The organism is Marinovum algicola (assembly GCF_900109145.1).
In the GTDB taxonomy this organism is placed as follows: Bacteria; Pseudomonadota; Alphaproteobacteria; order Rhodobacterales; family Rhodobacteraceae; genus Marinovum; species Marinovum algicola.
Genome location: NZ_FNYY01000007.1, coordinates 175,879 through 189,880, shown reverse-complemented (window position 1 = coordinate 189,880; position 14,002 = coordinate 175,879). Strand labels below are relative to the sequence as shown.

Sequence of the window (14,002 nt, the reverse complement as noted above, 5' to 3'; positions counted from 1 at the left end):
ATTAGACCATCCGATCAAGTCTGGGAGGACCCGATGACACAGGCACGACACGAACTCGCGCAACAAACGATGGCCTATGTTCTGGCCGGGGGGCGCGGCAGCCGATTGAAGGAAATGACCGATATCCGGGCAAAACCGGCGGTGTTCTTTGGCGGCAAGACGCGGATCATCGACTTTGCGCTGTCGAACGCCGTCAACTCCGGCATTCGCCGTATCGGGGTCGCCACCCAGTACAAGGCGCACAGCCTGATCCGCCACCTGCAACGCGGCTGGTCCTTCTTCCGCGCGGAGCGCAACGAAAGCCTCGACATCCTGCCCGCCTCGCAACAGATGGACGAAGAGAACTGGTACAAGGGCACCGCCGACGCGGTGACGCAGAACATCAACGTGCTGCGCGGCTACGGGCCGAAATACATCCTCGTTCTGGCCGGCGACCATATCTACAAGCAGGACTATTCGGTCATGATCGAGCAGCACGTCAAGACCGGCGCCAAGGTCACGGTCGGCTGTATCGAAGTGCCGCGCGACGAGGCCAGGGCCTTTGGCGTGATGGGAGTGGACGCGAACGACAAGATCCTCGAATTCGTCGAAAAGCCGGAAAATCCCCCCGCCATGCCCGGCGACGAGAGCCGCGCGCTGGCCAGCATGGGGATCTACGTCTTCGAGGCGGAATACCTTTACGAGTTGCTGGAAAAGGACAATGACGATCCGGACTCCAGCCATGATTTCGGCAATGACATCATTCCCGATATCGTGGCCCAAGGCGGCGCCTATGCCCATCCCTTCGGGCGCTCCTGCGTGATGTCGGGGCTGGAGGACCGGCCGTACTGGCGCGATGTCGGCACTATCGACGCCTATTGGCAGGCCAATATCGACCTGACCGATTTCAAGCCCGAGCTCGACCTCTATACCCAGAACTGGCCGATCTGGACCTATTCCGAGCTGACCCCGCCGGCCAAGTTCATTCACAACGAGGAAGGCCGCCGCGGCTCTGCCACCTCGTCGATGGTTTCGGGCGGCTGTATCATCTCGGGCTCGCAACTGCATCGCTGCCTGCTGTTCACCGGCGTGCGGACCCACAGCTTTGCCGAACTCGAGGGGGTCATCGTGCTGCCCTATGCCGATATCGGCCGCAACGCCAAGCTCAAGAACTGCATCGTCGACCGCGGCGCCATGATTCCCGAGGGCCTTGTGGTGGGCGAGGATGCCGAGGCCGACGCCAAGCGGTTTCGCCGCACCGAAAACGGCATCTGCCTGATCACCCAGAAGATGATCGACAAGCTGGATGGCTGACATGAATGTCCTGATGGTCACCTCGGAATGCGCGCCCTTCATCAAGACCGGCGGGCTGGCGGATGTGGCGGGCGCGCTGCCGGGGGCGCTCGCGCCGCTTGGCATCGACCTGCGCACCATGCTGCCGGCCTATCCGGCGCTCATGCCGCTGGTGGCCCGGGGCACCGAAGTCGCCAGCTTCGGCGACCTGCCCGGCGGCCCTGGCCGCGTGGTGCAGGTCGAGGCCGAGGGGCTCACCCTGCTATTACTCGACGCGCCGCAGCTCTTTGACCGGCGCGGAGGCCCTTATTCCCACGAGGGCGGCCACGACTGGAACGACAACCACCGCCGCTTTGCCTCGCTGGCGCAGGCGGCAGCGCGGATCAGCTTTGACGGGCTGGCGGACTGGAAACCCGACATCGTGCATGCCCACGACTGGCAGGCGGGGCTGACGCCGGTCTATCTGAAACAGCCCGGCGTGCCGGCCCCCAGATCGGTGATCACCATTCACAACATCGCCTTTCAGGGCCGCTTCGCCGCGCATGAAGGCCAGCAGCTCGGGCTGCGCTGGGATTGGTTCACCCCCGATGGGTTCGAATACCACGGCGACATTTCCTTTCTAAAGGCCGGGCTGGTCTATGCCGACCGCATCAACACCGTCAGCCCGACCTATGCCCGCGAGATCCTGACGCCGCGGTTCGGCATGGGGCTCGAAGGCGTGCTGAGCGCCCGGCAGTCGGTGCTCTCGGGCATTCTCAACGGCATCGACACCGACGTCTGGAACCCGGCGACCGACCCGGCACTGGCCCGCAACTATGACGCCGACAGCCTCGCCGGCAAGGCGGCCAACCGCGCCGAAATCTGCACCCGCCTCGGCCTCGATCCGGCCCACAAGGGACCGCTGTTCTGCGTCATCAGCCGGTTGACCGAGCAAAAAGGGCTGGATGCGCTGGCCGAGGCCATTCCGCATCTTGTCGCCAACGGCGGCCAGCTCGCGGTACTGGGTTCCGGCGCGCCGGAGCTCGAGGCCGCGTTCCGCAGCGCGGCCGAAGCGCATCCCGGCAAGGTCGGCTGCCACATCGGCTATGACGAAGGCTTTTCGCATCTGCTGCAAGGGGGCAGCGATGCCATCTTGATCCCGTCGCGCTTCGAGCCTTGCGGCCTGACCCAGCTTTACGGCTTGCGCTATGGCACCTTGCCGGTGGTGGCCCGCACCGGTGGCCTGGCCGACACGGTGATCGACGGCAACCTGGCCGCACTGCGGGCAAAGACCGCGACCGGCTTCCTGTTTGATGACGTCGGGGTCGCGGGTGTCACCGAGGCGCTCGACCGCGCCATTCGCACTTATGCCAGCACCGATGACTGGCAGAGCATGCAGCGCGCCGCTATGTCTCAGGAAGTGGGCTGGGACAGCTCGGCCCGCGCCTATGCCGATCTGTACAAAGAGGTTCTGAGCGAATGAACACCCGTGCGCCGATGACGGTCGAAATCCGTCCGGGCCGCTCGCATCAACTCGGGGCGCATTTCGACGGCGAAGGCACCAACTTTGCGGTCTTTTCCGAAAATGCCACCCGGATCACCCTGTGCCTGTTCTCGCCCGACGGACGGCGCGAGGAACACCGCGTCGACCTGCCCGAGCGCAACGGCGCGGTTTGGCACGGCTATGTGCCGGGGCTGGTGCCAGGCACGCTTTACGGCTACCGCGTCGACGGCCCGTACGAACCGTCGCGCGGCCACCGCTTCAATGCCAACAAGCTGTTGATCGATCCCTATACCCGCGAGCTGCGCGGCGCCTTTTCCGACCATGACGCCACCTATGGCTATGACGCGGCGGGCGGCGGTGACGACCTGAGCTTTTCCGCCAGCGACAGCGCACCGCATGTGCCGAAATCTGTGGTCTCCGATCCGGCGCTGTTCCCGCTCGACGCAAGGACGCTGACCTGCGGCCATGACGGCGGGCTGATCTACGAGGCCCATGTCAAGGGCGCCACCATGCTGAACAAGGGCGTCGAGGAAGACTTGCGCGGCACCTATGACGGCATGGCCTCCGACGCGATGCTCGACCATCTGACCCGGCTGGGCGTCGCGGCGGTGGAGCTTCTGCCGGTGCAGGCGCTGAAATCCGAGCCGATGCTGCGCGACAAGGGGCTGGTGAATTACTGGGGCTACAACACCATTGGCTTTTTTGCGCCCGAGCCGCGCTATTTCGGGCCCAAGGGGGTGGCCGGGTTCCGCGCCATGGTCGAGAGGTTCCACAAAGCCGGGATCGAGGTCATCCTCGACGTGGTCTACAACCATTCCGCCGAGGGCGATCAGCTTGGGCCGACACTGTCGTTCAAGGGCTTCGACAACGCCGCCTATTACCGCCTGCTCGACGGTCAGCCGCGGTACTACGTCAATGACACCGGCTGCGGCAACACGCTGGATACCACCCATCCCTTCGTGCTGCGGATGATCATGGACAGCCTGCGGTTCTGGGTCCAGGCGATGGGCGTCGACGGCTTTCGCTTCGATCTGGCCACCACGCTCTGTCGGGGGCGGCAGGGTTTCGATCAGCATGGTTCCTTCCTGACCGCGCTGCGGCAGGATCCGGTGCTGGCCGGGGTCAAGATGATCGCCGAGCCCTGGGACATTGGCCCCGGCGGCTATCAGCTCGGGAATTTCCCGCCGATCTTTGCCGAGTGGAATGACCGCTACCGCGACACCGTGCGCCGTTTCTGGCGCGGTGACGGCCACAGCGCCCAGGATTTGGGATCGGCGCTGCTGGGGTCGGCCGATCTCTTCGATCAGCGTGGGCGGCGGGCCTGGTCCTCGGTGAATTTCGCCGCCGCGCATGACGGTTTCACGCTGGCCGACACCACCGCCTATGTCGAACGCCACAACGAAGCCAATGGCGAGCACAACCACGACGGCCACCACGCCAACCATTCCGACAATTTCGGCGTCGAAGGCGAGACCGACGACCCGATGATCCTGGCCGGGCGCAAGCGGCGGCAGCGCAATATCCTCGCCACGGTCATGCTGTCACAGGGCACGCCGATGATGCTGGCCGGCGACGAGGGCGGCCATTCGCAGGGCGGCAACAACAACGCCTATTGCCAGGACAATCCGACCACCTGGATCGACTGGGACAAGCTCGACCAGGAACAGATCGCCTTTACCGCAACGCTGACCAATTTCCGCAAGGCGCACCCGCTGGTGCGGCAGAAATGCTTTCTGCATGGTGCCAAACGCGCCAGCGACGGCGAACGCGACGTGGCCTGGATGGGCTTTGACGGCGGGCCGCTGAACTGGCGCGATCCGGGGCTGTCGAGCCTCTGCCTGGTGCTGCGCGGTTGTGCCGAACATCCCCTGGGCGACGCCATGGACGACACCATCCTTCTGGCCTTCAACCGTGAGGCGCGGACCGAGGTGCTTGTCCTGCCCGATCCCGGACGCCGCCAATGGGTGCGCGAGATCGACACCTCGCAGGCCGAGCAGTCAGCGGTGGTGATGCCGGTGCGGCGCACCCGCGTGGCGGCGAATTCGGTGGCGGCCTTTGTCCTGAGCAAAGAGGTTTCGGAATGAGTGACGACGGGGCGCTGCGCCAACTGGCCCAGCTTTGCGGCGTGCACCTGGACTTTCACGACCTCTCCGGCACCCGGCGGGAAACTCCGGTGCCCACCCTGCGCGCGCTGTTGCGGGCGCTGGGCGTCGAGGCCGAAAGCGCGGCCCAGGTTTCCGAGGCGCTCGCCCTGCGGCGCGCCGGCACGGCGCATCGCCATCTGCCCGACGAGATCCTGTTGCGGGCCGGCCAGCCGACCGAGATCGCGATCGCCACGCCCTGCGGCTGGCAGCTGCTGGACGAGGACGGCGCCGAACTGGCCGCCGGCAAGGCCGATGACAGCCTCGCGCTGCCGCCGCTCGAAGTCGGTTATTACAGCCTGCATCTGACCGGCGGCGGCTGGCGCGAAGAGAGCTTTCTGCTGGTGCGCCCGGCCCATGCGCCGCTTTTGTCCGAGACTTCGGGCCATTCCCGCAGCTGGGGGGTGACCACCGCGCTCTACGGTCTGCGCTCGGCCCGCAATGGCGGGCTCGGCTCTTATGACGACCTCGCGGTTGCCGCTCGCGCACTTGGTGCACAGGGCGCGCAGTTTCTCGGGATCAACCCGGTCTCGGCGCTGGGCTGGGCCGCGACCGAGACGATCAGCCCCTATTCGCCGACCCATCGCGGCTTTTTCAATGCCGATCATATTGCCGTTGCCGCCGGCCTCGGCCCCAGCCCGGACGGCGCGCTGATCGACTATGCGGCGTTTCGCGCCCGGCAGCGCCCCGCGCTGGAGGCGGATTACAAGAAGACCGCGAGGCGCAAGGATTTCAAGAGCTTCTGCGCCAAAGCCGATGCATCGCTTGAAGATTTCTCTTGCTTCGAGGCGCTCAGCGATCGCTATGGTCCGGATTGCCGCCGCTGGCCCGCCGAGTTGCAACAGCCAGGACCGGCGGCAGTGGCCGCCGCCGGCCAACGCGCCGAATTTCACCGCTGGCTGCAATGGCGTGCCGAAGCCGAGATCGACGCCGCGCAGGCGGCGGCCAGGGGCGCGGGCATGTCGCTCGGGCTTTATCTCGATCTCGCAGTCGGCGCCCGCCCGGGCGGCGCCGAGGCCTGGATGCATAACGACACCATTGCCCATGGCGTCACCATCGGCGCCCCGCCGGACCAGCTCAGCCCCCAGGGCCAGTCCTGGGATCTGGTGGCGCATGCGCCGGGCCGCCTCGCCCGGGCGCGCTACCGACCGCTGCGCCGCATGTTGCGCAAGCTGATGGAGAAATGCGGGCTGCTGCGGATCGATCATGCGCTGGGCCTGATGCGCAGCTACTGGCTGCCCGAGGATGGCAGCCCGGGCGCCTATATCTCGCAACCGTTCGACAGGCTGCTTGCGGTGATCGCCATCGAGGCCCACCGCGCCCGCTGCGTCGTCGTGGGCGAAGACCTCGGGTTAGTGCCCGCCGGGTTCCGGCAGACGATGAACGAGGCCGGGCTCTATTCTTATGCCGTCTGGCAATACGAGACATTCGACGACGGCAGCCTGCGCCCCGCAGGGGATCTGCGGCCCTTCAGCCTCGCCTGTTTCTCGACCCATGATACCCCCACCCTGCGCGGCTTCTGGTATGGCGCCGATGTCGAGGTCTGGCGCGGAATGGGCTGGCTTTCGGATGCCGGGGCCAAGCGCCGCCATGGCGACCGCAGCCACCAACGCGCCGGGTTGCGACGCGATTGCAACATTGCGCCCACCGCCGGGCCGGACGAAATCGCCGGGGTGATCCACGGCGCGCTGACCGCCGCGCCGGCGGCCATGGTCGCGGTGCAGCTCGACGATGTGCTGGGCCAGATCGACGCGCCCAACCTGCCTGGCACGATCGACGAACACCCCAACTGGCGCCGCCGCACCGGCCTCGCCGTCGAGAATTTCGAGACCTCGCCGCGCCTCGCCGAGATCGGCGCCACCATGCGGGCCGGCAACCGCCAACCGCCTGTTCCAGCAGAGAAAGGACCGATGTCATGTCCCGAGTAACCCACTCCTGCACACCCTTTGACGGCCAGAAGCCGGGCACCTCCGGTCTGCGCAAGAAGACCAGGGTCTTCATGCAGGCGCATTACCTCGAATGTTTCGTGCAATCGATCTTCAACGCCATCGGCGGCGCCAAGGGCAAGACCTTCGTGATTGGCGGCGACGGCCGTTACTTCAATGCCGAAGCGATCCAGACCATCCTGCGCATGGCCGCCGCCAATGGCGCGCATCGCGCCATCGTCGGGCAGAACGGTCTCTTGTCCACCCCCGCCGCCTCGAACCTGATCCGCCAGCGCGAGACCGACGGCGGGCTGATCCTCTCGGCCAGCCACAACCCCGGCGGCATCGACGAGGATTTCGGCCTGAAGTTCAACACTGCCAACGGCGGCCCGGCGCCGGAAAAGGTGACGGCGGCGATGTATGAAGAGACCAAGCGGATCTCGGAGTACCACACGCTCGACGCGCAGGACATCGACCTCGGCTCGATTGGCGAGACCCGCCTCGGCGAGATGACGGTCGAGATCGTCGACCCGGTCGAGGATTACACCGCTCTGATGAAGACCCTGTTCGATTTCGATGCCATCCGGGCGCATATCGCCGGCGGGTTCAGCCTGAAGTTCGACGCCATGCATGCCGTCACCGGGCCTTATGCCAAGGCGATCCTCGAAGGCGCGCTGGGCGCGCCGGCGGGCACGGTGCTGAATGGCGAGCCGAAAGTGGATTTCGGCAAGGGCCATCCCGACCCCAACCCGATCTGGGCCAAACCGCTGGTCGACATGGTGATGGCCGAGGATGGCCCGGATTTCGCCGCCGCCTCGGACGGCGATGGCGACCGCAACATGATCCTCGGCAAGCGGTGTTACGTGACCCCCTCCGACAGCCTGGCCGTTTTGGCCGCCAATGCGCATCTGGCGCCGGGCTATGACACGGGGCTGGCCGGGGTGGCGCGGTCGATGCCCACCAGCCAGGCCGCCGACCGGGTGGCCGAAAAGCTGGGTATCGAGTGTTTCGAGACGCCCACCGGCTGGAAGTTCTTCGGCAACCTGCTGGACGCCGGTCGCGCCACGCTCTGCGGCGAGGAAAGCGCCGGCACCGGATCGGACCACGTGCGCGAAAAGGACGGGCTCTGGGCGGTGCTGCTCTGGCTCAACATCCTGGCCGAGCGCAAGGCCTCGGTGGGCGAGATCCTGTTGCATCACTGGCAGACCTATGGCCGCAACTACTATTCGCGGCACGACTACGAGGCGGTCGACAGCGACACGGCCAATGCGCTGATGGCCGATCTCGAGGCCAGACTGGGTGAGCTGCCGGGCACCGAGGTGCACGGGCTGACGGTGACCAAAGCCGACCAGTTCGCCTATCATGATCCGGTCGATGGCTCGGTGAGCAAGAACCAGGGCATCCGCATCTTCTTCGAAGGCGGATCACGCGCGGTGCTGCGGCTGTCGGGCACCGGCACCGAAGGCGCGACACTGCGGGTCTATCTCGAGCGTTACATGCCCGCCGAGGGCGCTCTGACCATCGAGACCCAGACCGCGCTTCGGGAGGTGGCGGCGGCGGTCGCCGAACTCAGCGCCCTCACCGCCCGCACCGGCCGCGAGACACCGGACGTGATGACCTGATCCGATCTGTGGTTTCGGGCGGGCGTGCCGCCGGAGACGGCGGCGGGCCTGCGCGGGGTCGTTTGCGCGGTGATAGGGTTTCGGCCGGCTGCTCAGCGGGTTTATTTCCATCGCAGCGGCGCAACGCCCGCCAGCGCCCCGTCCAAGGCCCCCAACCCACAGCCCGATTATTTCACTCCGGGTGGTGGACCTCGGCCGCCGCTTCCGGCATCCATCGCATACAAGTATCCCAACGGCCTGCCCTGCCCGCCACCCCAAGGCGCGCATCCGGGGCCGCGATCTCAGGAGACATACCATGGTCTGGACCGCGTCCGACACCCGCTATGACACCATGCACTACCGCCGATGCGGGACTTCGGGCCTCATGCTGCCGGCGATCTCGCTGGGGCTGTGGCACAATTTCGGCGACGACACCCCGCATGAGACGAAACGCGCGATCACCCGCACCGCGTTCGATCACGGCATCACCCATTTCGACCTGGCCAACAACTACGGCCCGGAACCGGGCTCGGCCGAGCTGGCCTTTGGTCACTTGATGCAAGAGGATTTCGCGCCCTATCGTGACGAGATGATCATTTCGTCCAAGGCCGGCTATCGCATGTGGCCCGGCCCCTATGGCGAATGGGGCAGCCGCAAGTATCTGATCTCTTCCTGCGACCAGTCGCTCAAACGCATGGGGCTGGATTACGTCGACATCTTCTATTCGCATCGGTTCGATCCGGACACCCCGCTGGAAGAAACGATGATGGCGCTCGATCACATCGTCCGTTCGGGCCGGGCGCTTTATGTCGGGATTTCGTCCTACAACGCGCAGCGCACCCGCGAGGCGGCGGCGATCCTCAAGGAACTGGGCACCCCCTGCCTGATCCACCAGCCGTCTTATTCCATGCTCAACCGCTGGGTCGAGGAGGACGGACTGCTCGATGCGCTCGACGATCTGGGCATCGGCTCGATCGTCTTCTCGCCGCTGGCCCAGGGCATGCTGACCAGGAAATACCTCGGCGGCATCCCCGAAGGCAGCCGCGCCAGCCAGGGCAAATCGCTGCGCGAGGGGTTCCTGACCGAAGAGGCGCTGGCCAACGTCCGCGCGCTCAATGCCATCGCCGAAGAGCGCGGCCAGACGCTGGCGCAGATGGCGCTGGCCTGGGTGCTGCGCGGCGGCCGGGTCACGACGGCGCTGATCGGCGCGTCGAAACCGTCGCAGATCGAGGATTGCGCCGGCGCCGTGGCCAATCTCGACTTCACCGAAGACGAGCTGGCGCGGATCGACCAGCATGCCAAGGACGCCAACATCAACCTGTGGGCGGCCTCGGCGGAACGCGAGGGGCCGTCGCGGTGAGGGCTAGCCCGGGCGGCGCGCGCTGATGCGCGCCTCGCTCGAGATCATCGATGTTGCCAGCGGCGAAACCCGCGTGGTGCTGCAAAGCGACCGGCACATCGAGGCGCCGAATTGGACGCCGGACGGCAGCGCGTTGCTGGTCAATGCCGAGGGCGCGCTTTACCAGGTCGATCTGGCCGAACCGGCCCTGGTTCCAGTCGATACCGGCTGGCACCAGACGCTCAACAACGACCATGGGCTCTCGCCCGATGGCCGGCTGCTGGCCTTCTGCGACAAGACCGATACGGCGGCCTCCTGCATCTATACCCTGCCCCGCGACGGCGGCCCGCCCCGGCGGATCACGCCGCTGCTGCCCAGCTGGTTTCACGGCTTTTCGCCCGACGGCACGCGGTTGACCTATGCCTGCGTGCGCGCCGGCCAGTTCGCCATTGCCACCTGCGCGCTGGATGGCAGCGACGAGCGGCTTCTGATCACCAGCCCGCATCATTATGACGGGCCGGATTACACCCCGGATGGCGGATGGATCTGGTTCAACTCGGATCGCGGTGGCGGGATGCATCTCTGGCGGATCCGGGCGGATGGCCGGGACCCGGAGCAGATGACCTTTGGCGCCAGCGTCGACTGGTTTGCGCATCCCTCGCCGGATGGCCGCGCGGTCTGTTACCTGGCCTATGCGCCGGGAACCGAGGGGCACCCGGCGGGCTGCGAAGTCGAATTGCGGCTGATGCCGGTCGCGGGCGGCACTCCGCGGACCCTGCTGGCCTTCCATGGCGGGCAAGGCTCCCTCAACGTGCCCAGCTGGGCGCCCGACGGCGGGCGGTTTGCCTTCGTGCGCTATGCCCGACACGAGACCGGTGCACGCGCGCCAACCGCCTCCGGAACGGCGCGGCGGCCGCACCGACGCAAATGAAAAGGCCGGGGAAACCCCCGGCCCTTTCCCATTCAGGCGGCCTTGCGACGGCGCGGCCGGCGGCGTTTGGCGCCGTTGCCCGAGGGCGCGCCGGCATTGCCTTGCGGACCCCGGCGACCGCCGCCACCGCGGCGCTGGCCGCGGTTGCCGCCGCGGGTCGGATCCTTGACCGCCGCCGGCATGGTGCCGCTGGCGACCGGGATCTCGATCTTCATCAGCTTCTGGATCTGCAACAGCAGATCGACCTCTTCCGCCGAGCAGAAGGCAATCGCCTCGCCTTCACGGCCGGCCCGCGCGGTGCGGCCGATGCGGTGCACATAGCTGTCGGGCACTTCCGGCAGATCGTAGTTCACCACATAGGCCACGCCCGGAATGTCGATGCCGCGCGCCGCCACATCGGTCGCCACCAGCACCTTGATGTCCCCCTCGCGGAAGCCCTTGATTGCCCGGTCGCGCTGGCCCTGGCTCTTGTTGCCGTGGATCGAGGCGGCGTTGTAGCCATCGGCGACCAGCCCCTTCATCAGCTTTTCGGCCCCGTGCTTGGTGCGCGAGAACACCAGCGTCAGCGCCTCGGTGTCGCGCGACAGAATCTCGCGCAGCCTGGTCGGCTTGGCGGCCTTGTCGAGGAAATGCACCGACTGGGTGATCTTGTCGGCGGCCTTGCCCGGAGGCGAGACCTGCACCTTGCGCGGATCGGTCAGATAGGCGCGCGACAGCTCTTCCATCTGTTTCGGCATGGTGGCCGAGAACAGCATGGTCTGGCGTGGCGTACCCAGCCGCGGCGCGATCTTGCGCAGGGCATGGATGAAGCCCAGGTCGAGCATCTGGTCAGCCTCGTCGAGGATCAGGTGCCGCACCTGGCCCAGATCCACGGCGCGGCGGTCCATCAGATCGATCAGCCGGCCGGGCGTGGCGACAAGGATGTCGGTGCCGCGCGCCAGGGCGTTGATCTGGCGGTTGATCGACTGGCCGCCGACCACGGTGACCACCCGGATGCGGGTGTCATGGGTCAGGTTCTTCAGGCTGTCGGCGATCTGATTCACCAGTTCGCGGGTCGGCGCGAGGATCAGCGCCTTGGCGGTCTTGGGCGCCGGTTTGCCGGGCTCGGCCAGCATGTGGTCGATCAGCGGCAGGCCAAAGGCCAGGGTCTTGCCGGTGCCGGTCTGGGCCAGGCCCAGGATGTCGTGGCCTTCCATGGCCAGCGGAATCGCCTTGGCCTGGATCGGCGTGGGTTTGTCGAATTTTGCGCGGGTCAGCGCATCGTTGAGCGCGGGCGCCAGGCCCAGCATGTCGAAATCGAACAAGTCGTATCCTTCGGAGCCGCACCGGGGGAGACCGGCGAGCCCGTTGTTGCAGGCCGCATCCGCAGCCCTGTGAGGGTGCGCGGGGCCTCTGGACGTGCGGGCGTGTCCCGCCGCATCCGGCCGTCGCGTCAGGAACCCTGCGTGATGGGGAACTGAAAATCGCTGTCGCTGAGAGCCCCTTGCAAGGGGCGGCATGCTCACGCGGCAGCGCAGCGACACCTGTCAGATGCGCTCTGCCGGCGGAAAAGTCAAGCGGGGTGTCGCCGGGCGCGGCGGGACAGCGCGCCTCGGGCTCCGATGTCACACCCCGCCGGTTGACCCAGGGTCGGCGCCTGTCGCAGGGTGCCGGGGCGCAACGCAGCCGTCAGGAGCCCCGATGTCCGACCCCGAAATCACCCGCGAAGAGAACGACAGCAAGGGCCGTTATATGCTCCGCCAGGAGGGCGGGACAGCAGAGCTGACCTATTCCCGCCTTGGCGGCGCGGTCATCATCATCGATCACACCGCCGTGCCCGATGCCCTGCGCGGCACCGGCGCCGGGCGCCGGCTGGTCGAGCGGGCCGTCGCCGACGCCCGCGCCGAAGGCCGCAAGATCGTGCCGCTCTGCCCCTTTACCAAGGCGCAAATCGACCGCACGCCGGAGTGGCAGGACGTGCTTCAGGGCCGCTGAGTTTTCAGAACCGGTCAATGCGATACGGCGCCATGTCGATCGGCGGCGCGGCGCCGGTGACCAGATCGGCCATCAGCTGTGCGGTGGTCGCCGCCTGGGTCATGCCAAGGTGGCCATGGCCGGTGGCGTAAAAGACACCGGGCGCCCGCGCCGAGGACGAAATCACCGGGATGGTGTCGGGCAGCGCCGGCCGATGGCCCATCCAGCGGCTGGTTTCTTCCAGCCTGAGCCCCGGCAGGATCGTCTTTGCCCGCTGCGCGGTGATCTCGGCGCGGCGCCAGTTCGGCGGCGCCTCCAGACCGGCGAATTCCACGGTCCCGCCGATGCGGATGCCGCCGCCGGTGGGCGAAACCATGAAGGCCCGCGCCGGCCAGATCAGCGCATGGGTCAGGCTGATCCCCGGGCGGCCGATCTGGGTGTGATAGCCGCGCTCGGTCTCGAGTGGGATCGGCTCGTCCAACTGCCGCGCCAGCGCCCCGGTGTGCGCCCCGGCGGCAAGCACGACGCGGTCAGCCGCCAGCGTTTCGCCGCCGTCGAGACGCAGCCCCGTCGCGGCCGCGCCCCGGCGTTCGACCCCGGTGACGGCGGCGCGCACCAGCCGGCCGCCGCGGGCTTTCACCACCTCGGCCAGCCGGGTAACGAGGGCATGGGGGTCGCGCAATGTACGGTTGTCGGGCATCAGCACCGCCTTGTGCAGCCCCGGCCCGAGGGCGGGCTCGCGGGCGCGCAGGGTCTCGGCATCAAGCACGTCGTAGCCAAAGCCGAACCGGTCGAGCATTTCGAGCGCTTCGCGGTCGGCGGCAAATTCGGCCGGCGTGGCATAGAGCGAGAGGCAACCGGTCTCGCTCATGTGATCGGCAAGCCCGATGTCGCCGAGCAGCGCCCGGGTGTCGGCCAGGGCGCGGGCGCAGAGCGCCGCCCCCTGCCCCTGCAAGGCACGCAGCCGGCCCGGCCGCCCGGCCGAGAGAAACCGCAGCATCCAGGGCACAAGGCGCGGCGCATAGCCCGGCGCGACCCGGATCGGCCCCTTCGGATCGAGCAGCCAACCCGGCGCCTGCATCCAGACCCGCGGCCGGGAAATCGGCATGAACCCCGAAACCGCGATCGAGGCCATATTGCCGAATGAGGCGCCGCGGCCCGGCGCATCCCGGTCGATCAGCGCCACTGCATGGCCGCGCTGTTGCAACGCATGGGCGATGCTGGTGCCGATGATCCCGGCGCCCACCACGGCGGTTCTGATCTGCTCTTTGGCCTGCGTCACCCGGCGCCCCCATGGCTGCATCCGTTTCGGGGCCACTGTGCTACGACAGGCCGCCGGGTGACAGCCCCATTTTTT

10 protein-coding genes are annotated in these 14,002 nt (G+C 67.2%); 8 read left to right on the top strand and 2 right to left on the bottom strand.

Going from position 1 to position 14,002, the window contains the following annotated elements:
• Positions 1 to 33 precede the first annotated feature (33 nt).
• The 7 genes from glgC to BMW90_RS12015 all read left to right on the top strand — a co-directional run bounded on the left by glgC (position 34) and on the right by BMW90_RS12015 (position 10,692).
• On the top strand, positions 34 to 1,293 hold the full coding sequence (glgC, locus tag BMW90_RS12045; protein ID WP_074836768.1) for a glucose-1-phosphate adenylyltransferase: 1,260 nt from the start codon (positions 34 to 36) through the stop codon (positions 1,291 to 1,293).
• Between the two features lies 1 nt (position 1,294).
• A complete protein-coding gene (gene glgA / locus BMW90_RS12040) occupies positions 1,295 to 2,734 on the top strand; it encodes a glycogen synthase GlgA (RefSeq protein ID WP_074836766.1) in 1,440 nt (479 codons plus the stop codon).
• Entirely contained in the window at positions 2,731 to 4,839 is a 2,109-nt protein-coding gene (gene glgX, locus BMW90_RS12035; protein WP_244526493.1) for a glycogen debranching protein GlgX, read from the top strand. Before glgA ends, glgX begins: the two co-directional genes overlap by 4 nt.
• Positions 4,836 to 6,824: a 4-alpha-glucanotransferase gene (locus BMW90_RS12030; RefSeq protein WP_074836764.1), complete on the top strand. Its 1,989-nt coding sequence runs from the start codon at positions 4,836 to 4,838 to the stop codon at positions 6,822 to 6,824. The genes glgX and BMW90_RS12030 overlap by 4 nt, the downstream gene beginning before the upstream one ends.
• Positions 6,812 to 8,443, top strand: a complete 1,632-nt coding sequence (locus tag BMW90_RS12025; protein WP_074836763.1) for an alpha-D-glucose phosphate-specific phosphoglucomutase — start codon at positions 6,812 to 6,814, stop codon at positions 8,441 to 8,443. Before BMW90_RS12030 ends, BMW90_RS12025 begins: the two co-directional genes overlap by 13 nt.
• Before the next feature lie 295 nt (positions 8,444 to 8,738).
• Positions 8,739 to 9,782: an L-glyceraldehyde 3-phosphate reductase gene (mgrA, locus tag BMW90_RS12020; protein ID WP_074836761.1), complete on the top strand. Its 1,044-nt coding sequence runs from the start codon at positions 8,739 to 8,741 to the stop codon at positions 9,780 to 9,782.
• 25 nt (positions 9,783 to 9,807) lie between these two features.
• Positions 9,808 to 10,692, top strand: a complete 885-nt coding sequence (locus BMW90_RS12015; protein WP_074836759.1) for a TolB family protein — start codon at positions 9,808 to 9,810, stop codon at positions 10,690 to 10,692.
• Between the two features lie 32 nt (positions 10,693 to 10,724).
• Here BMW90_RS12015 and BMW90_RS12010 read toward each other — a convergent pair whose 3' ends face one another.
• On the bottom strand, positions 10,725 to 11,996 hold the full coding sequence (locus BMW90_RS12010) for a DEAD/DEAH box helicase (RefSeq protein ID WP_074836758.1): 1,272 nt from the start codon (positions 11,994 to 11,996) through the stop codon (positions 10,725 to 10,727).
• A gap of 376 nt (positions 11,997 to 12,372) precedes the next feature.
• Between BMW90_RS12010 and BMW90_RS12005 the strand changes: the two genes are divergently transcribed.
• Positions 12,373 to 12,666 carry a GNAT family N-acetyltransferase gene (locus BMW90_RS12005; RefSeq protein ID WP_074836756.1) on the top strand — a complete coding sequence of 98 codons (294 nt, stop codon included), beginning with the start codon at positions 12,373 to 12,375 and terminating at the stop codon, positions 12,664 to 12,666.
• Between the two features lie 4 nt (positions 12,667 to 12,670).
• Here the strand turns inward: BMW90_RS12005 and BMW90_RS12000 are convergent, their stop codons facing one another.
• The gene (locus tag BMW90_RS12000; RefSeq protein ID WP_211568868.1) at positions 12,671 to 13,927 is read right to left on the bottom strand and encodes an NAD(P)/FAD-dependent oxidoreductase; all 1,257 of its coding nucleotides are present in this window, start codon (positions 13,925 to 13,927) and stop codon (positions 12,671 to 12,673) included.
• Positions 13,928 to 14,002 lie beyond the last annotated feature (75 nt).

What these genes read in the sequence shown, in the direction of transcription:
- glgC (WP_074836768.1), top strand. Translation starts at nt 34, where the DNA reads ATGACACAGGCACGACACGAACTCGCGCAACAAACGATGGCCTATGTT.
- glgA (WP_074836766.1), top strand. Translation starts at nt 1,295, where the DNA reads ATGAATGTCCTGATGGTCACCTCGGAATGCGCGCCCTTCATCAAGACC.
- glgX (WP_244526493.1), top strand. Translation starts at nt 2,731, where the DNA reads ATGAACACCCGTGCGCCGATGACGGTCGAAATCCGTCCGGGCCGCTCG.
- BMW90_RS12030 (WP_074836764.1), top strand. Translation starts at nt 4,836, where the DNA reads ATGAGTGACGACGGGGCGCTGCGCCAACTGGCCCAGCTTTGCGGCGTG.
- BMW90_RS12025 (WP_074836763.1), top strand. Translation starts at nt 6,812, where the DNA reads ATGTCCCGAGTAACCCACTCCTGCACACCCTTTGACGGCCAGAAGCCG.
- mgrA (WP_074836761.1), top strand. Translation starts at nt 8,739, where the DNA reads ATGGTCTGGACCGCGTCCGACACCCGCTATGACACCATGCACTACCGC.
- BMW90_RS12015 (WP_074836759.1), top strand. Translation starts at nt 9,808, where the DNA reads ATGCGCGCCTCGCTCGAGATCATCGATGTTGCCAGCGGCGAAACCCGC.
- BMW90_RS12005 (WP_074836756.1), top strand. Translation starts at nt 12,373, where the DNA reads ATGTCCGACCCCGAAATCACCCGCGAAGAGAACGACAGCAAGGGCCGT.